The 17,785-nt window shown below is 62.0% G+C and carries 16 protein-coding genes and 1 pseudogene; 8 read left to right on the top strand and 9 right to left on the bottom strand.

The features are described from left to right. Window positions 1-119 precede the first annotated feature (119 nt). A complete protein-coding gene (locus ACBG85_RS03415) occupies window positions 120-914 on the bottom strand; it encodes a hypothetical protein (RefSeq protein ID WP_021333806.1) in 795 nt (264 codons plus the stop codon). Between the two features lie 1,254 nt (window positions 915-2,168). On the opposite strand from ACBG85_RS03415, the gene ACBG85_RS03410 reads away from it, so the two are divergent. After that, complete coding sequence (locus tag ACBG85_RS03410; protein ID WP_021333803.1) at window positions 2,169-2,717, top strand: AAA family ATPase; 549 nt, start codon at window positions 2,169-2,171, stop codon at window positions 2,715-2,717. A 635-nt stretch (window positions 2,718-3,352) separates the two neighbouring features. Then, a complete protein-coding gene (locus tag ACBG85_RS03405) occupies window positions 3,353-4,174 on the top strand; it encodes an HAD-IIB family hydrolase (RefSeq protein ID WP_372026226.1) in 822 nt (273 codons plus the stop codon). On the opposite strand, the pseudogene ACBG85_RS03400 reads toward ACBG85_RS03405, so the two are convergent. Beyond that, window positions 4,174-4,380: pseudogene (locus tag ACBG85_RS03400) on the bottom strand (lipid-transfer protein); the annotation flags it as partial. The gene ACBG85_RS03405 and the pseudogene ACBG85_RS03400 sit on opposite strands and share 1 nt — an antisense overlap. 308 nt (window positions 4,381-4,688) lie before the next feature. Between ACBG85_RS03400 and ACBG85_RS03395 the strand changes: the two are divergent. Then, window positions 4,689-5,915, top strand: a complete 1,227-nt coding sequence (locus tag ACBG85_RS03395; protein WP_372026223.1) for an MFS transporter — start codon at window positions 4,689-4,691, stop codon at window positions 5,913-5,915. A gap of 118 nt (window positions 5,916-6,033) precedes the next feature. Further along, window positions 6,034-6,510, top strand: coding sequence for a DUF6301 family protein (locus ACBG85_RS03390; RefSeq protein ID WP_333829498.1), 477 nt, complete (start codon window positions 6,034-6,036; stop codon window positions 6,508-6,510). 391 nt (window positions 6,511-6,901) lie between these two features. Here the strand turns inward: ACBG85_RS03390 and ACBG85_RS03385 are convergent, their stop codons facing one another. Further along, window positions 6,902-8,032: a lipase family protein gene (locus ACBG85_RS03385; RefSeq protein ID WP_223304571.1), complete on the bottom strand. Its 1,131-nt coding sequence runs from the start codon at window positions 8,030-8,032 to the stop codon at window positions 6,902-6,904. Window positions 8,033-8,409: 377 nt separating this feature from the next. Between ACBG85_RS03385 and ACBG85_RS03380 the strand changes: the two genes are divergently transcribed. Further along, a complete protein-coding gene (locus tag ACBG85_RS03380) occupies window positions 8,410-8,772 on the top strand; it encodes a DDE-type integrase/transposase/recombinase (RefSeq protein WP_372026219.1) in 363 nt (120 codons plus the stop codon). Beyond that, complete coding sequence (locus tag ACBG85_RS03375) at window positions 8,756-9,763, top strand: CehA/McbA family metallohydrolase (protein WP_167349900.1); 1,008 nt, start codon at window positions 8,756-8,758, stop codon at window positions 9,761-9,763. The genes ACBG85_RS03380 and ACBG85_RS03375 overlap by 17 nt, the downstream gene beginning before the upstream one ends. Window positions 9,764-9,879: 116 nt before the next feature. Here the strand turns inward: ACBG85_RS03375 and ACBG85_RS03370 are convergent, their stop codons facing one another. Further along, complete coding sequence (locus tag ACBG85_RS03370) at window positions 9,880-10,797, bottom strand: hypothetical protein (protein WP_372026217.1); 918 nt, start codon at window positions 10,795-10,797, stop codon at window positions 9,880-9,882. A gap of 241 nt (window positions 10,798-11,038) precedes the next feature. Between ACBG85_RS03370 and ACBG85_RS03365 the strand changes: the two genes are divergently transcribed. Then, window positions 11,039-11,275, top strand: a complete 237-nt coding sequence (locus ACBG85_RS03365) for a hypothetical protein (protein ID WP_054826767.1) — start codon at window positions 11,039-11,041, stop codon at window positions 11,273-11,275. A gap of 296 nt (window positions 11,276-11,571) precedes the next feature. Here the strand turns inward: ACBG85_RS03365 and ACBG85_RS03360 are convergent, their stop codons facing one another. After that, a complete protein-coding gene (locus tag ACBG85_RS03360) occupies window positions 11,572-12,021 on the bottom strand; it encodes a hypothetical protein (protein WP_003941092.1) in 450 nt (149 codons plus the stop codon). A gap of 559 nt (window positions 12,022-12,580) precedes the next feature. Here ACBG85_RS03360 and ACBG85_RS03355 point away from each other — a divergent pair. After that, window positions 12,581-13,102: a 2-oxo-4-hydroxy-4-carboxy-5-ureidoimidazoline decarboxylase gene (locus tag ACBG85_RS03355; protein WP_003941084.1), complete on the top strand. Its 522-nt coding sequence runs from the start codon at window positions 12,581-12,583 to the stop codon at window positions 13,100-13,102. A gap of 56 nt (window positions 13,103-13,158) precedes the next feature. Here ACBG85_RS03355 and ACBG85_RS03350 read toward each other — a convergent pair whose 3' ends face one another. From ACBG85_RS03350 to ACBG85_RS03335, 4 genes are all read right to left on the bottom strand, one after another. Then, a complete protein-coding gene (locus ACBG85_RS03350) occupies window positions 13,159-13,614 on the bottom strand; it encodes a tellurite resistance TerB family protein (RefSeq protein ID WP_003941110.1) in 456 nt (151 codons plus the stop codon). A gap of 84 nt (window positions 13,615-13,698) precedes the next feature. After that, window positions 13,699-15,255, bottom strand: coding sequence for a TerD family protein (locus ACBG85_RS03345; RefSeq protein WP_372026213.1), 1,557 nt, complete (start codon window positions 15,253-15,255; stop codon window positions 13,699-13,701). 40 nt (window positions 15,256-15,295) lie between these two features. After that, on the bottom strand, window positions 15,296-16,189 hold the full coding sequence (locus tag ACBG85_RS03340; protein WP_209448313.1) for an SGNH/GDSL hydrolase family protein: 894 nt from the start codon (window positions 16,187-16,189) through the stop codon (window positions 15,296-15,298). A gap of 158 nt (window positions 16,190-16,347) precedes the next feature. Continuing rightward, on the bottom strand, window positions 16,348-17,760 hold the full coding sequence (locus tag ACBG85_RS03335) for a TerD family protein (RefSeq protein WP_372026211.1): 1,413 nt from the start codon (window positions 17,758-17,760) through the stop codon (window positions 16,348-16,350). Between the last annotated feature and the right edge of the window lie 25 nt (window positions 17,761-17,785).

Raw genomic sequence — 17,785 nt, 5'->3', positions numbered from 1 at the left:
ATAGCGAATTCACTTTTGCTACTACAGGTTTCGGCACAACGTACTGCGAGCGACGTTCAGCACTTCCGCGATTCGGTCATGGATACGCCGTCGCCCTTCATCTTGGTCCGGCAATAGAGTCACAGCCCGACCACGCCGAGCAGAGCTTCTCCTGGATCGACGACGGCAACAACGGCCGCAACGAACAGCAGCGCCATCGCAATGGTCATCACAGCACCGAGCGATCCGAGGGCGACGAACATCCGACAGTGGGCACCGTTGATCGTGTCCGACGACCTGTAGCGTCGGAAGGCGATGCGGGTTCCGGTTGCGACTACAGCGATCACCACGGCGGTAGCGACAATCGCCGCCCAGTTGTAGTGCTCAACCTGTGTGAGCAACTCGAGCAGTGGCGGCCCGGAGTCTCCGCTCTGCACACCGTTCTCGATCAGAGACTGCGCTGTTTGCCCGTCCGCGTTGTCAGCGGAGAGCATCGGAAGCAGCGCGACTACGGGTGCGACCGTCGACTGGATGTTGAGCACAGCCACAAACACCGAAAACAATGACAGCACAGTCGTAGTGGCCGCCGCGACCACGCAACCTACGCCGGCCGTCAGAGATCGCCGCCACAGAGTCGCCGCGAGCAGACCCAGAACCGCGGTCAGCAGCACCGAGATGACGATCTTGATCGCGTGCCACTCGAACCAGTAGTCCACCATCTCCGCCAAGCCGGGAGGATAGGTGCGGACTCCGCTACCCCAGTAGTCGACCAAGCCGCGGCCGAGCAGCACACTCATGACGGATTGATCTTGGAACTGCGGATAGCGTCCGCGTAACAACGCGGCCGGGCCCAAAACGAACGCGGCCACCAATGCCGCTCCGGCGCATGACAACGCAACGATCGACCAGCGGCTTCGGTTGACGGACGTGCTCATTGACGACTCCCTTCCGGGAGAGAGTCAATCAGCAGGTACTCGACTGCACATCCATCTGCAGTACTACATCTGACGAACGAGGTACCAGCTCAGGATTCGATACTCGATCGCCGGCCGCGCCGGACTCTGGCAATCGTCACCGCGGCCAGGATCAACCCTGCAACCGTGATGAAGTCGGATTCGGTCACCCCGCGCGAAGGCCACGCTTTCGGCCGCCGCCATCGAGGGTAGGACCGCCTTGGTGCTGGCCGTGCTTAGTGGACAATGCGAACATGACGACCTGCGCTCCTGCTCAAACCGTGCACTTTCATCAGAAGCATTACACGGCAGTGGTTTCTGGCGCGAAAGTTTCCACCGTCCGCTGGCGCGAAGACATTCACGAAGGGCCGGCAATTTTCATCTTCGATAAATCACCCGACCGCCCGCCCCCTTTCAGGACAGGTCACCGCTGTAGAAACGTACGATCTAGCTCATCTGTCGCCGCTAGCAGCCCGCCAGCCACCCGGCACCGACATGACGAATTTCGCAAGACAACTCCGGGTCAACTACTACCCCGAGATGCCTGAAGACGCTGTTGTTCAGGTGGTCGTCATAGCCACCGGTCACCACGGGGATTCGTCACTGCCCCCGACGTAGTGCAACCGAACTCAGCCATCGAAAACGTCTGTTGTACTTCCGTGTGCGTCGAGGTCTGCACTGCCGGCGCCGATCAGGTAGTTGCGGCCAATTCTGGCTGGGTTGATCGGTCCAGGCGCGCTGGCACTCGTCCGGGGTCAGCGTTGTCGTGGATCCTCTGCGACAGGGCCGCCTTCGTTTTCCCACCGATCCAGTGCGCGTTTTTCCTGCTTGGCGGCGGTGTCTTTGCGTGATCCGAGTGATTTTACGGACTTGAGTAGTTCTGTGAGTCGGCCCATGACCGGACCATACTCGACTTTCCGGCGAAGCTGACCCAGGGTTGGACGTATCTCCATCTGAGATGCCATAGGAGACTTCGACGGCGTCGACAACCACGAAACCTCCGCCCCGCCCTGCTTGCACTACCCGCACGAGAACGCACGATCCGGGTGCAGGGCGGCGAATTGCCAGCGGGCCAACTCGGAGTGCGATTTCGGGACCGAAATGTTCGCGGCCAAACCGCGAGCACGACGGCGGCGACGCTTCGCACGACATCACCGCGACGTTCGGCGAGAATACTGGACCTAGGCCGGGAAAATCGGGTGCTTCAGCCGTCGAGATAGGGATAGGTTGTGGTGCGTGAGCGCACAAGTGATCATTCTGACCGGCCCACCAGGGGCAGGGAAGTCGACCCTCGCCGCGAAACTTGCCCGCGGTTACAGCAAAGGCGTTCATCTGCACACAGACGACTTCTGGCACTGCATCGTTTCGGGCGCGATACCTCCGTACGAGCCCACGTCCGATGCGCAGAACCAGACTGTCATGGATGTGATCGCCGGCGCCGCCTATACCTATGCTCGCGGCGACTTCACCACGGTGATCGACGGAATCATCGGGCCGTGGATGCTCCCCCACTTCCGAACACACGCGACACAGCACCCGAACTTGGCGGTCCACTACATCGTGCTCCGGCCGCAGCGCGACATCACGCTGAAGCGAGCCCAAGCCCGAACCGCGCCAAGCGCCTTGATCGACGAGGGGCCAATCCTCTCGATGTGGGATCAGTTCTCCGACCTCGGCGAGCTCGATGATCATGTACTGGACACGTCGGGCGACGAGGAAGAACAGAGTGCCCAACAAGTGGCAGCGGCCATTCGCGACGACCGTTTCCGACTCTTTGCACAGTAGCGGCTCAATCCGCCGGAAACCGTCTTGTTGCAGGCCATCTCGCGGGCCATACGAGGCATACCAGCCAGGGACCCTTCAACCGGAGTGGAAAGCCCTCTTTGGTTCGCCGACTGCGGTCTCGGCTTTCGCTGTCAGTCTCAGAATCGGCCGTGAACTGTTGAGACCAAGGCTGTTTCTGAGGCACCAGAGGATGAGACATGTTCCCGTATGTGACTGAGAAATGAGTGCAGACCACCAGCTAACCCTCGTCCGCCGACAGAAAACGGTTCCGGAGCGAAATCGATTTCAACAGTTGTCGAATCGACAGCGTGTCCGAGAAACCCGTCTCACCTTGTGGGGAGTTCATTGAACAGGTCTGACAATTCTGATTCGGGAATTTCATGGCCTCGGGCGGCCTCGCGTGATCCGGTGACTGCAGCTCAGGAACCACCGTCCGTCCTCGGTGGTGTCGAATCCTTCTGTGAGGGAGCGGAATGCGATGCCGCGCCCGCCGAGTGTGTGGACGGTGCCGATAACGTGGCGGACACCGCTTCTGTTTGGGCGACGAATACCGATTCGAGTATGTTGCACCCGAACCGACTTACACACGGTCTACCGATGAATTTTGTCGAGTTGACACTATCGAAGGATGACCCTTGGTTTTCGAATCCGGCCACCCGATGATGATTGCCCTCGACATTTTCGGCACCCTGCACGTCGCGGAGGACACGAATCCGCTCGCGCACGAAACGATCAGCATCGCAGTGAGATCGGCTGTGCGGGCAGCTGTTCGATCCGGAGCCCACGTCGTGCTGTGCACCGGCAGACTCGCCCCCGCCACACGACCGTTCCTACTCGAGCTCGACATCATGACGGGGTTCGCGATCTGTTCCAACGGGGCCGTGCTGATCGATGCCGCAACCGGGAAAATCGCGGAGCAAGTGGTCTTCGATTTACGCACTCCCATCGTGGCACTACGCGAACAACTACCCGGCGCGATCTTCGTAGCCGAGAACCCGGGCATCGGGGTCAGAGCAACCGGCCCTGTCGACGACGCGGATATGCACCATGGCGAGGTCGAGCTGGTCGATATCGACGAACTTGCGACCACGCCGACCACCCGACTGGCGATCCACTGGCCTGGACGCAGTGGGCAGGAGCTGACCGAAATCTTGTCTACTCTCGACCTCCCCGGCATTCGAAGCCTGTGCTACGAAGACGAACCACTGGCCGACTTGACCGCAGCCGGCGTAAGCAAGGCTGCGATGCTGGAAAGGCTGCGCATCGAGCTGGGCGTCGCCGCAACACGGACCCTAGCCGTCGGTGACGGCATCAACGATCTGGAAATGCTGGACTGGGCAGCTCACGGCGTGGCCATGGGTCACGCACCCGCTTCCGTGCTTGCCGCAGCCGACCAGATCTGCCCACCAGGCACCGAGGACGGTCTTGCCACCGCATTGTCGACATGGTTCCGATAGAACATCTGGGCTGTGCGCGGCGCGTCGTGGACGCCTTGGATCTCGGTCATCAGATCGTCGAAGCGGAACATCGGCGCTGGGCGGTCGCCCCAGACCCGCTTGAGTGCGCCGGGTTTCATCTGCTCGAAGCCGACAGCCAATGCGCATTCGACGGTGCCGCTGGCGACGGCTTGGCGTGCGAGGAAAAGGGCCGAAGATCCTGTGGCGCCCTGACATCCAGCGGTGGAACATGCCTTGGACGTAATGGGTGAAGCACTCATTCTCGTACCCGTCGCGTTCTTCAGTGCGAGGTATCACGAAAATGCTTGCGGGAGAGCCTGTTTCGATCATGGTGATGCCTTCCCTCGAATCGGTAGAGTCGTCCCCCCTGTCGCCATGTCGAGTACTTCTGTCAACTTCGCAATGCCAAACAACCGTCCCGGGCTCAGCACCATATCGGGCGTGCTCGACTACAGTTCCCTTCATGGGACGGACCTGCGGAGTCGGACATGTGGCGGCATCGTGAGTGGAAGCGATGAGTGAGGTTTCTCCGGCCGTCAATCGTTCATCATTTCGCCGCTTCCTCACGGCCGCGGTGATCAGTTCGGCCGGCTCGTCGGTGACAGCGGTGGCGATGCCCATTTTGGTAGTGCAGCTTCTAGACGCGACGCCCTTCGAAGTCGGTATGGTGAACGCGGCTCAGTTGATTCCTTATGCGGTGCTCGGGTTGTTCGCGGGGGTTTACGTCGATCGGTGGCGGCGCAAGCCAATCCTAGTGTGGGCCAGCGTCGGTCGAGCGGTAGCACTCGGCACTGTTCCGCTTCTGTGGCTCGCCGGCCTTCTGCACATCTGGGTCCTGGTCATCGCGTTGCTGTTGTTCGGCTCCTTCTCGGTGTTCGGCTTCGCTGCGATGCAGTCCTTGTTACCCCGGCTGGTTCCACGCAGCCAACTGGTGAAAGCAAACGCTCGACTCGACCAAGCCGACGCAGCAGCAACGACATTGGGGCCAACGGTCGGGGGCGCACTCGTAGGCCTGCTCGGCGCTCCCGTGGTGATTGCCGTCGACGCAATCAGCTATCTCGCTGATGCCGCACTCAATTACGGTCTCGACGTAGACGAGCCGCGACCCGCTTCTCGCTCCCGCAACCTGATGAACGAAGTGCGTGAGGGTCTGAGATTCACCTACCGCCACCGCACTCTCAACCCGCTCGCAATATCGACACACGTGTGGTTCCTCGCCAACGGAGCCGCGTTGACTGTGCTGTCTCTCTTCGCCCTCCGCTCACTCGGGTTCAGCGCCTACACATACGGCCTGCTTCTGACGACGTTCGGTGTCGCAAGCCTCCTCGGAGCGTCCAGTGCACATGCGATCGGCACGCGAATCGGACCAGGACGAACGGTCATCCTCGCCCGCTCGCTGTATCCCCTCACCTGGCTTCTCGTTACCTTCGCGACCGACACACTTGTTGGCCATCTCCTTCTCTTCGCAGCTCTTGGCCTGCAGGGCTTGGCAGCAGGCACGGAGAACGCGAACGAGATGGGCTATTGGCAAGCGCTCACTCCGGATGAGCTTCTCGGGCGCGTGAATGCCGCCCGGCGTTCCGTCAACCGCACCATGGCCGCCCTCGGTGCCGTGACAGCAGGCCTGTTGGTCGGCGCGATCGGCGAACGCCCCACCCTGATCGGCGTCACCATCGTGTTCGCCATCGCGGCAGGCACATTGGCGTTCTCGCCGCTGCGACACTCGGCGCGGGATCTCTGACCTCGACGTTCATCGCAGGTCTACCTCCGCGGCGGCCGAGTTCTCTGACAGCGTGTAATTCCTAGGAGCGTCCGTTCCAGGTACGGGTCATGTTGACACTCGCAGATAGCATCCACGCATGCACGTCGACATCGAGGGCGCCGCCCGCATTGCCCGCCTCGCCGCAGAATTCAACTGGACCTGGGCCGTCGACGACCTCGAACCCTTCTGCGCACAAGCTGGATGGGAGCTCGTTGAATCGGATCAAACCGGCGCCTCGATTCGGACCGGCCTCCGTGTCGGTCAGCCCGAATCGATAATGTTCGGGCGTAACCGTTCGATGCGCTACATCTCAATCTTCGTCTCGGACGTGGCAGATGACGCTACGCCCATGACAGTGGTGCGCCCGCTGCTGGTCGAAGGGTTCACGAACCTCGATGTGGCATTTACCGCACTCCTGGGGACAGCCACGAGCGCCAAACCCGAACCAAAGGCAGCTCTCAGATGGGACCTGCCGAAAGCGGTCATCACACTGAACCGGGGTGTCAGTGCGATCCACCTGCGTCTGAAGAGTCCGGAATATCAAGCATGGATGGATGAGCCTGAACCGGAGTAGGAGGACGAGGACTAGCGACCTAGGCCATCTCCTGACCAGGTTCAGTCGAATTTTGTTGCCAGGAGGAATATTTCAGCAGAACGGTCAAAGTCGGTTCGCCTGGTCGCATCGCACTGTGGCCCCAAGCGATCCGTAACGTCGAAGTCGATCGCCTGGACGCTGTACGTGTCTAGATCCGCGGCCCCCAGGACATGCGATGTTGAGGTCTATGGTTATTGACGCGCCTCGCTCCCGATGTTCGGTGACGGTCCAACCTGCGGCGGGGACAAGAGCCTCGACGCCATAGCTGCAACGCTCGGCTTCGGCAGATCCTCGGTCAGCCGCGCACTCCTGACGGTGCTGAGAAGATGAAAAGTGGGTCGGACAGGCTCTCACGAAACGCATGATTCACCTACGGCTGGAAGAGATTCCGGACGAAGGAGAGGCTTTCGGGGAGCGCTGCCCGCATCGTCTCGATATGACCGTTCGGATATGTGCGGAATGTAACTGGCTGGCGGTTGGCGGCGAGTTCGGCCGCGAGTTTCAAAGCCAGCGGTGCCGGCACCATCTCGTCCGTCAGCCCCTGTCCGAGGAACACTGGCCGGTCGTACCCGGTCGTCGGGATCTCCAGCATGCCGCGAGCAGCAGCCAGCACCGCGGGATCGTCGAGGGGCCGGTTCACCAGATCGCCGATCGTGACGTCGCCGAGGCCCGATGCCATGTCCTGGTAGCAGTCGGTTTCGGCTCGGGCCAGGGCATCCGTGCCGCGTGGTGTCAGGTAGCGATCGATGTCGAGATCGGGTCGCGCCGCCCGGAGTCCGGCCAAGAGGTACGAGACGAACACGGTGCTGCCGGTCAGTGGCAAGCGGGGAAAGTCCGACCCCACGAGTGGTGCAAGGTTCTCCAGATTGGACGGCGCCCCGGTCGCGACCGCGCCCCGGTAGTCCAGTTCGGGTGCGTACCGTGTGGCGATCGCTGCCGCGACCATAGCGGCCTGCCCGCCCTGAGACTGTCCGAGTGCCAACCACCGCGGTGAGAGCGACGGTTCGACCGCACGCGCGGCACGCACCATGTCGATCACGCTGTGCGCCGCCGACGGTCCGTCCAGGTACGCGTGGATTCCCGGCGTGCCGAGCCCCACGTAGTCGGTCGCGACGATCGCGTAGCCCTGCGAGAGCCAGTTCGTGAGGTACGGACTGCCAACGGTCCCGGTCACGGTGGGAGCGCACTGGTCGGAAATACCTACAGTGCCGTGAGCCCACGAGATGACCGGCCAGCCGCCTTCGGGTGGGTCGCCGGGGGGCAGGAAGAGCGCGCCCGTACTCAACGCGGGCCGGTTCAGCGGTCCTGTGGACCAGTACGTGAGCTTTGATGCGTTGGCGGCGCCCGGAATCCAGAAGGAGTGCGGCAGGGAAGTTGCCGCGGTCACTGTGCCCGGCGTCGTGATTGGCGCCGGTTCCTGCGCGTGGACGGGCGCGGTCGAGACGGCCGCGAAGGCGAGCGCGATCACCATCAATACTTGGCCGAGCCGTCGTCGGATCATTGCACCGCTCCCCGGATTCATCCGCGTGTACGCCGACTACCATTCTGCGCGAACCGGAGGTGCCGGTATACCGGTTCGACTATCTTCGGGTGCCGCTCCTGCAGTCGAGGGGCCAGCGGACTGTGCGCGACGAAGAACTTACAGCCGAGGTCAGCCGAGCATACCGAGAACTATTCGGTCTACGGTGCACACAAGGTGTGGCTGGAAATGCGTAGTGAGGGCATTGATGTGGCACGGTGCACGATTGATGGTTGTCTTCGGGCTCGAATGCGCACGAAGAGGCATGACCAACCAAGCGCACCGCCATCGCCGATCCACAAGGACATCGCGCGGACGATCTGGTGCAGTGAGGTTCAACCCTGTGACGCCAAAATGTTGTGGGTCGCCGATCTACTTACGTTTCGGCGTGGTCGGGTTGGGTTTATGTCGCGTTCGTGATGGATGTGCACTCACGGCAGATTCCGGGCTGGAGGACGGCTAGGACGATGATGACATCGTTGGTGGCTGATGCGATTGGACATGCGATCTGGACCCAACGGCGAGAAGGGATTACGTACTGTCTGGACGCACTCATGTCTGTGGCGTCACCACCCCAGACGCGCAACAGATTTGACGCCCGATTCGTGAAAGCCCCATCTCGATCGACGAGAGTGTTGTCGAGATCGAGCAGAAGGGCCATGGCCGAGAGGTCTATAGCCGAGCAACCTCTGCGACGATGTGGTGATGACCGACAAGGTTGACCCAGTACAGCCCACTGAGCTTCTGTGGTTCCGAGGTGATTGCCACATCCACTCGATCTACTCCGATGGGGAGCAAACTCCACCGGAATTGGCGGAGACCGCTCGTCTACTGGGATTGCACTTCGTGGCCACTACCGATCACAACACAACCGCGGCTCACCACGCGTGGCAACAAGAAAACATCGCTCAGGAGTTCGCAGTAATCCTCGGAGAAGAAGTCACCACCCCTCACGGACATTGGCTCGCTCTCGGACTCCCACCCGGACATCTCGTTGACTGGCAGTACGCCGACGTCGTCGGTCTCCACGCCCAGCGTGACCTCGTCCACGACGCCGGAGGAATATGCGTCGTGGCACACCCATACGCGCCCTACCCGTCAGGTACCTTCGCTTACTCGCACGTCGGGTTCGATGCCGTCGAAGTCTGGAACGGTACTTGGGAGTCCGATCTACCGTGGCAAGCAGACAACGAACGAGCCCTTGCACATTGGGCACGTCAGTTAGTTGTCGACGTTCCAGCCGGGCGCTGGACCCCCGCGATCGGCAACAGCGATACGCATCTGAGAAGCCAGATGGGCTTACCCCACAATGTCGTTGCAGCCGAACGATTGAACACAGACGATCTCCTGACATCCATCAAAGCTGGCCGGACTTGGATCTCAGCCGCAACCACCGTCGACCTGTCGTTCATGGCAACTTTTGACGATCAGTGCGCACAGATCGGCGACGAGCTCGATACACATGGCAAATCGGCCACGGTTCAGGCCACCGTCCACGGCGTGCCGTTCGGCACCGTCACCATTCACACCGATGCAGGACCAATTCACTCAGAATCGTTGCCCGGCAGCGGAACCTGCGAACTGTCGCGTCCTGTCCCTCCAACTTCGACGTTCGTCCGCGCAGAGGTGCGTTCACGAACCGGTCACATGGCCGCACTCAGCAACCCAGTCATCTTGAGGGACAGGAGAACACCTTCACAGGAGAACCTCTGACGAAGACGGTTCAAGCGATAGCCGACGCGCAATGAAACGCGGCCCGCGACCGCTCCGACTACGGCCCCGGGAGGTTGACTGGCGGATGTGCAGCATTCGAAACGCACAGTATTCCTTCAGAGCAATTGCGGTAACTCGAATTCGATCGTTGTCGGAGCCAGGCCGAACTCGGGATATGACACGGTGATCCACAAGGGGCCCTGAGGGGGCGGGCTGAGAAAGTATTCGCCGCCGGTGGTGATGCCGAACAGGTTCTCGGCGATACCACGCCATGAACGGCCACTGTACAACCACGGCTCATTCGGGTCGTCGGGGCAGTCGCCGGGGTGGGTCGAGTTCGCGAGAATCGGCCCGGTGATGGTGTCGACAATGAGTCGAATTCTGTGCGGTTCAACGGGTTTGATCCGGGATCCGAAATTCATCTGTTCGTTGCTCGGCTGGGCGAGGGAGGGCATCTCCTCGGGCGTGGGTTCGTGCGCTACGACATGGAATGCGAGCCCAGTACGAAATAGCTGCAGGTTGGTCAACCGGAGATCGAAGCCGGGGTCGGCGGGGAACGGTAGGGATATGTCGTATGAAGCGCGAAGGTTGGAATCGGCTTGCGGGAGTCGCCGCCAGTCGGGGAGATCTCGGCTACGAATCAGTTGTTCGGTACGAGATCGTTCAGGACGGTTCAGGGCATCGAGCTTCTCCCTCAGTACCGGGTCCGGAATTTGTTCGCCAGCCAGCCGCAAGACCTGACCACTGCGCAGTACGTGCGCATCCCACTGCGGAGTGGACCGTACGTAGGCGAAATTGATACGTTCCGACATCTTGTGATCCTCTCGCCGCCGGGTGTTACAAGATCGTATTCCGCCGCCGACCGGCTGCAGACTCAGCCAGACCAAATCTGTTCCACAATCATTCTTTACGTTGGAGGACCATGGAAGGATGCTGAGATGCGTACGTTGATCGCAGCGGGGGCTGCAACCTTCTTGATTGGTGGTCTTATCTGCGTTGGCTTCGTGCTTTGGTGGCTCGGACAACCGACCCATTGCTCTTCGTACGCACCTCTGACATCGCAGATCACGGATCCGACCAACTTACCTACGATCTCCCTCTGCCCTGGCAGTGATGAGAGCCCGACGCTGTATCTCATCGTCGGGCCACTGGCCAGCGCTGCGGTCGGAGCGCTCACTGGGTTCGTTGTCTGGCGCAGCGGAGTTCAGTTGTCGCGCACCCGGTAATTTTTACCCTTCTCACTACCGACCTCGCGGCCTTGTGCTGAAGCGGCATGTGCTTCACCAACCCAAATTCACCACGTATGGAAGCGATACCGCAGGTTGTCGACTCGATGCGCTCGGCGACGACCTCGACGAACTGCTCTCCTATCTAGACGCCTGGTCCGAGGCGATCGTCGATGCCAACTCCTACCCCAAGCGGATTTCCGGGATCTACTACCTCGGCGGTGGCCCGCACGGTTCCGGGTTGACCATCGATATCGCAGCTGATCTGTACGAGGGCAGGGCGTGAATGATGGCCGTAACCCATTCTCAGCTAGGCCAAATCTGTTGCACGATCATCCACAGCCACTCACGGACAGGCTGAGGAAACGGGCTCCAGTACAACCACCAATTGTCCACAACGAACCTTCCTCAATTGTGCTGTTGCACTGAATAAGTGACGACCCGGCGGGTTGATTCCGTCAGCGGACTTGTCGAGCGCAAACCTTTGAATGCTGGATGTCTGAGTCCGCCGTCGGTGCACTCCCGGTATTCCACTTCGCACACCTAAAGCGGTCCAAATCCGCGTTACCAGACCAGCGCGGCTCACGGATGGACGGACGTAGCACGATAACGGTAGCCATCCTGGTGCGCGTCGGAACCGTACTGCGCAACAAGGTCCTCATATTCAAGGTCCACTAGCTGGCCTGGAGTCAGGACGCGGTACCCAGTCGCCACAATCTCGGAGTAGAACACCCAACAACCGCCGGGAATTTCGGCTGCGTCGAGTACACCCCAGCCTTCCTCGGCGTGGAACTCACGGACGACTGCGCTTGCCCGGAGCGGCGGCGGGTCCTCGAACGTGGTTTCGGCAACGAGGTCCGAATCCGTAATCTCAGTGATGGTGCCGTCGGGATCGATGTTCCAGGCTGTGGCCCCGGTGAATGTCGGCTCTCGCCCCGGAAAGCTCTGTGGGCCGAAGACCGAGATACCGGCCGCGATGACCGCCAATGCCGTCAGCGCATATCCCCATCGCCGGGAATTTCGGGAGCCCATGGCATGGACGCTACAGGCACCACTACGCCTAGTAGGGGCTGCTCGAATCGTGGGTCGTCGAGCACGGCGTCTATGCGGCAGTCGGCAACAATCTGCGCGATTGCCGCTCGTCCGCAGCGATGGTGGCGAAATGTGGATGATCGTCGTTTGTTTCCTGGAGCAGTGGGTGGCCGCAATCTCGTCTTCCACGCATCCTCGAGTGCGGCTCGTAGAACCGGTCCCGGTGATGGCCGAAGCAATGTACGAATGCGCCAGGCGGTGATGCCGAGGGCAATGGCGATCGCGAGCGCCTTGGCTGGATATAGGCCCGCCGGCGAATAGCGTCAGTCATGATCGGGTTTTTCCTTCTAGAGATTCCCGGTCTGGAGCCTCGCCGGTTGTCGCCGGTGGGGCTCCTGCGTTGTGTGGGTCAGCTCGTTACGCCGCGTTAAGAACCTGAAAACTCGGTGAGCAAACCTTCCTTTCCCAGGTGAAGCGGCGGATTATCGAAGTGGTCGCGCATCTGGTTACCGCGCGGCATGTCGAGCGCGCCTGAAGGCACAACGGGCCGGGAGGTCACATGCTGCTACATCAATCGATCGGGTTGGAGCGCTTCAACGAACTACCGCGGCAGAAGGCAGTTCACGCATTGTTCGAGTGCTGCTGCTCGCTGACGTGGGCCGGGTGGGTCAGCGACGGACGTCCGTTCGCCGACCACGCGGAGATCCTCTCGCGCGCCGAGGACGCGATTCTCAACCTCTCGGACGTCGACGTCGAACGCGCCCTGCAATGCCATCCACCGGTCGGCGTCCGTAGGAACAGCGTGCCGTCCCACCTCGAGCAATGCTCGATCTGGGTTCCGGACGACGCCGTCATGGCAACCATCTATCGCGCCGGCGAGGAGTACGAGCGGAACTTCGGCTTCCGGTATCTGTGGTGTTCGCACGGCCACGACGCCGACGACCTGCTCGAGAACATCGGCCAGCGCATGTCCAACGAACGGTCCGTCGAGCGCAAGGTCTGCGTCGACGAGCTCGCCAAGATCACGCGGACGAGGATCGAGCGGATGCTGGGACCCGAGGACGGCTATCCCGAGTACTGAAAAGAAAAGCGGGTGCAGCGCTTTCGCGCCGCACCCGCTTTCATGCTCTGAATCGATCAGAGATCGAACTCGGCCGGAGAGATTCCGACTGCAAAACACATGTCGCGTACGACGCCGCGCTCGTGCTCGTCGAAGTTGCCGTCCGCGCCGCCGATGATGATGCCGATCTGGATGACCGCGCGGGCCTGATCCTGCTTCGACTTGAGCTTGGCAATGGTTGCGGTTGCCTCGACCTTGCCGAACTCGTAATCCGAGGACAGCTTGCTGCAGTACCAGTCGAACTGCTCACGAAGCTCGTCCGGCGGGAAGACCGCGAGCGACTCGTTGCTCATGATCAGCGCGGCGGTCTTCTGACGCTCCGACGGATCGATCGAACCGTCTGCGGCGGCGATCAACGCGCACATTGCCATGCTCGCGTTCTTGAATTCCTTGTTCTGGAACTGGCTGGTCTTTGTCTTGAGCTGGCCGTTCATCTCCTGAGCCTTAGCCTTCAACTGATCCCAGAATGCCATGAGTCTCCTCGAGTATTGCCGCCACACACCGCGCGTGGTCGTACCACCACTCTGCCTGTGCGCTCGGCAATCCGCCATCGGCCGCTAGGTGCGGTCGAACACTGCCAGAATTCGCGACTCGGAGATCGGGTCGAGCACGTCCGGGGTGAAGTGCCATTGCGTGCGGGTCCACGGATCGTGAACCTCCGTCTGCCCTGCTGCCGAAAGATGTTGGCACCCCTCGGACAGCGCGGCGACGGATTCTTCCGCGAAGTTCGACTCATCCTCTCCGACAATCAGTATCGACAAACCGATTCCCGGTCCGCGTTCGGCGAGGAACATGATGGTCTGTGCGTCTTCGGCGGAGTACCCGTGCGGGAAATCGCTGAGGATCAACAGGCGCAGGGAACTCGGGCCATCTGCGACACCACTCATTCGCGCGAGTTCGCCCATGTCGACGGCCTCGGCCAGTGCCCGCAAGCGCGCCGAGATCTCGGTGTGAGCGGTGATGACCGGCCCCGCGAGCATCGGTGCCAGTCGGTTGGTCAGTGGCGTGAGCGAGCCGGTCAGGTCGACGACGTCGAGTAGCGGCATCGGGCCGGCGGCCATGACACGCACGGTGACGGCACTGATCAGACCGAGCGCTGCTTTGCTCGACGTGCTGTCCACCCAGATCGGCCGGCGCAATGGCAACGGGACGCAGTACGGAACGGTGAGTGTGCCGCGGTCCGGAGCCGACAGCTCGCCAAGACGCATTCCGTCGCTGACGGCCGTGATCTGGGCCGGATCGGTTGTACCCGCCCACGACACCGACTTCCACGACGCCATCGACCGAGGGAGCACGCCGTCGATCACACCGAGTTCGTGCGCAAGCTGAGCGCTGTCGCGGGCGTGGTTGTCCCGTGCGAGTGAGACGAGGTCGTCGTGACGCTTCTGTGCGGCATCGCGCGCCGCCACTCCCGCTGCCGAGTTCCGCAACGACGGATCTGCGACGGCAGCGGTCAGATCCTCGTCCAAACGGGCAAGCGCGTACTCACTGCTGGAGACGAAGGAAGCGGCAGAACGCGAGGCGTCCTCGAAGATCATCCACGCACGCTCGAGGCCGCGGCCCACCTCCAACGGCTCCACGGCGGAGTCCCACGCGGGCGCGGCTGTCGGAGCGGGTTGCGCCGGCTCGTCGTCGACCTCGACGCCGTGCACCGAGATCAGTTCCGCCAGACCACCCGCATAGCCCTGCCCTACGGCCCGAATCTTCCAGGAACCGGACTTCCGGTACAGCTCCCAGCAGATGACCGCTGTCTCGGTACCTGCGGTGGGGATCGCGAATTCGGCCAGGACCGAACCGGATTGATCGCTCAGGGTGGCGGAGAGCCCGGCCGTGCGAAAGGCTCCCGCGGCCGTCGCTGCCGGATCCACGCTCACGATGCACAACACGGCCGCCGCATCGGGGTGAAGTCGATCGAGTTCCACCCGGATGCCACTCTCGTCGAGTTGCACTCCAGCGGTGGATGGTTGGTTGTAGAACACGAAGTCCGCGGACGTCAATGCCCGCAGGTTCGCGTCCGCTACCAGCGCCGACACGTCGAACGGCGTCTGGCTCTCGGCTCGAAACGTCACCACGGGCGCCTGCAGCGGCGCGTTCTGTCCGGGAACAAAAGTCATACCCACAGCAGCGAACTATGCCATGACCGGGCTCTCTCGGTCAGCCTTGCAGGTCCGCCACCACTAGATCGGCGACCGCGGTCATCCCGGCGTCCGTGAAGTGCAAGCGCTGCGCCGTCGACTCCGAGAACAGGCCTTCGAACCAACGCTGATCTGCACTCGCACATGCGTCGTGCCCGCCGGCGATGCTCGCCGCCGCAATGTCGACAGTGCGCACACCGTGGGCGTGGGCGACCTCGTCGAACTTCGTGTTGTAGCGAGCGAAGTAGTCCATGAACCAGGATGCGTCGGCGTCTGAGAACGGAATGTTCGGCCAGCATCCGCGAGAGGAGATCATGCCGCCCTCACCGATCAGGTAGATGCGAGCGTTAGGCGCGCGCTGCGTGACCGCAGTCAGGATGCGATCCAATTCTCCGGCAGCCCGGTCGATTCCGGATTGGGCGACGGAATTCGCGAGCGGGTCGTACCGGCATCCACGATCGGTTCCTGGCCCCGGAGCGACGCACAGGGGACCGAGGAAGATGCTGTTGGAGTCGTTGCCGCCGATCGAGATGGTGATCAGGTCGGTGTCCGGGTGAACGGCATCGAGTTGGACAGGCCAGTAGTTCGGAATCAGCTGTGGAGTGTCGATGATGTTCTCGGCGCGTGCCGCGCTGCAAGAGACGTCGGCGAACTCCGCGACCTCGAGTGCCCGAGAGATCTTGCCCGCGAAGTTCTCGTACGAACGCGAACAGGCGTCGGGGTACATCGGTTCCAGCCTTGGGCCGGAGGCGCGGGAGTCACCGAGGGCGACGTACTTGATCCCGGTGCCGGATACACCTGACAGCGTTTCCGACTGCGGCACCGAAGCCTGCGCGATTCCGGTGCTCACGAGCGCCAGCACAACGCCTGCGACGGCCGCCGCCCGACCGAGAAGTTTCCCTCGAATGATCATCTACTGTGCCAAGTCCTCTCGCGCACGGCCGCTCGACTGACGGCTCGACATGCCGCATGAGGTTAACGCACAGAGGGGGAAACGATGTCCGGTTCGACGGACGGCGATCGAAATCACCTACCGCCGAACCGGATTCATCTCGACTATGCAGTCTCGACTCAAGCAGTGAGGAAACGGCCCAGCTGCGGCGCAGCTTCTCCTGCGTGCTTGGCCTGGATACCTTCACCGATGGCCTGCAGCTTCCATTCGCCGTTCACGCGGTACACCTTTGCCATCACCATTCCGGTGAAAGCCATGCCGCCCTGGAGCGTGTATCGAGCGAGCTCGGAGTTGGTGGTGCTGTCCACGAGACGGCAGAAAGCGTTGGAGACCTGCTCGAACGTGTGTCCGCGGTACGAGGTCACGGTGAAGATCACGGTGGTCACGTGAGCCGGGACCCGCTGCAGATCGACGAGCATGACCTCGTCGTCGCCGTCTCCGTCGCCGGTCAGGTTGTCACCCATGTGACGGACCGAGCCGTCCTTGGACGTCAACTGACCGTAGTAGCAGACGTCGACGAGGTTGCCGTCGGCGTACAGGAGTGCCGAAGCGTCGAGGTCGACGTCGGCGGTACGGCTTCCGAACAGGCCGCTCTTCTTGATCGGATCCCAACCCAGACCCATCTGGATCATGGTGAGCGCGACGCCGCCCTCCTTGCGGAGTGTGACCTTCTGGCCCTTGGTCAGGCTGACGGGGCGTCCCTTGACCAGGCTCACCTCGGGCTGCTGCGCCGGCGGCTGGTTCTGCACGGGAGGCGCCGGGGGTGCCTGGTTGTACGTCGGCTGCTGGTTGTACGTCGGCTGCTGGTTGTACGCAGGCTGCTGCGCCGGCGGGTAGGCCGGCGGCGTCGGTCCCTGGTTGTAGGCAGGCGGCTGGTTGTACGCGGGCGGGGCCGGCGGAACCGGCGGCGCGTTGTACGAAGGCTGCTGCTGCGGAGGCTGGTTGTATGCCGGCGGTGTAGGAGCGACGGACGACGGCGGGGTGATCGGAGTCGGAGCCGCGACCGGAGTGGGCGGCGGCGGCGCGGGAGCATCGTCGACGGACACACCGTGATCGGTGACCAGCGCGGCAAATCCACCCGCGTACCCCTGGCCGACGGCGCGCACCTTCCACGCACCCTGGCGTCGGTACACCTCGAGCGCGATGACGATCGACTCGGCGGTGAGGCCGTCGATCACGTACTCGTACAACACGTTCCCGGCCGCATCGGAGACCCGAGCGGTCGGTGCAGCAGTGCGCCCGAAGTTCGACGAAGCGTCGTCGAGCGTGATGACGGCGCGAACCTGCTCGATATCGACGGGTACGCCGGCGAGTGAGACTCGGAGTGAGGCAATGCCACCCGGGTTGGGTACCAATTGCACGCCGGGTCCGGTCGGCTGGTTGAAGAAGACGAAGTCGGCGTCGGAACGAACTTTTCCGTTGCTCGTCACGAGGAGTGCAGACAGGTCAGCGGCCGCAGCCAGCTGAACCGAGACAACTACATCCGAGACGTCCAGCGGGCCGTTCTGCCCTTTGGCAAGCGATACAGACAACTAAATCCCCTTCATAGAGAGCGTG

This window comes from Rhodococcus sp. NyZ502, from assembly GCF_041464245.1.
In the GTDB taxonomy this organism is placed as follows: Bacteria; Actinomycetota; Actinomycetes; order Mycobacteriales; family Mycobacteriaceae; genus Rhodococcus_F; species Rhodococcus_F qingshengii.
Note: the sequence above shows the minus strand (reverse complement) of the source record. Positions and strands in the feature narration are given on the sequence as shown.

What these genes read in the sequence shown, in the direction of transcription:
- ACBG85_RS03415 (WP_021333806.1), bottom strand. Translation starts at nt 914, where the DNA reads ATGAGCACGTCCGTCAACCGAAGCCGCTGGTCGATCGTTGCGTTGTCA.
- ACBG85_RS03395 (WP_372026223.1), top strand. Translation starts at nt 4,689, where the DNA reads ATGAGTGAGGTTTCTCCGGCCGTCAATCGTTCATCATTTCGCCGCTTC.
- ACBG85_RS03390 (WP_333829498.1), top strand. Translation starts at nt 6,034, where the DNA reads ATGCACGTCGACATCGAGGGCGCCGCCCGCATTGCCCGCCTCGCCGCA.
- ACBG85_RS03385 (WP_223304571.1), bottom strand. Translation starts at nt 8,032, where the DNA reads ATGATCCGACGACGGCTCGGCCAAGTATTGATGGTGATCGCGCTCGCC.
- ACBG85_RS03375 (WP_167349900.1), top strand. Translation starts at nt 8,756, where the DNA reads ATGACCGACAAGGTTGACCCAGTACAGCCCACTGAGCTTCTGTGGTTC.
- ACBG85_RS03370 (WP_372026217.1), bottom strand. Translation starts at nt 10,797, where the DNA reads ATGGGTCGGTTGTCCGAGCCACCAAAGCACGAAGCCAACGCAGATAAG.
- ACBG85_RS03360 (WP_003941092.1), bottom strand. Translation starts at nt 12,021, where the DNA reads ATGGGCTCCCGAAATTCCCGGCGATGGGGATATGCGCTGACGGCATTG.
- ACBG85_RS03355 (WP_003941084.1), top strand. Translation starts at nt 12,581, where the DNA reads ATGCTGCTACATCAATCGATCGGGTTGGAGCGCTTCAACGAACTACCG.
- ACBG85_RS03350 (WP_003941110.1), bottom strand. Translation starts at nt 13,614, where the DNA reads ATGGCATTCTGGGATCAGTTGAAGGCTAAGGCTCAGGAGATGAACGGC.
- ACBG85_RS03345 (WP_372026213.1), bottom strand. Translation starts at nt 15,255, where the DNA reads ATGACTTTTGTTCCCGGACAGAACGCGCCGCTGCAGGCGCCCGTGGTG.
- ACBG85_RS03340 (WP_209448313.1), bottom strand. Translation starts at nt 16,189, where the DNA reads ATGATCATTCGAGGGAAACTTCTCGGTCGGGCGGCGGCCGTCGCAGGC.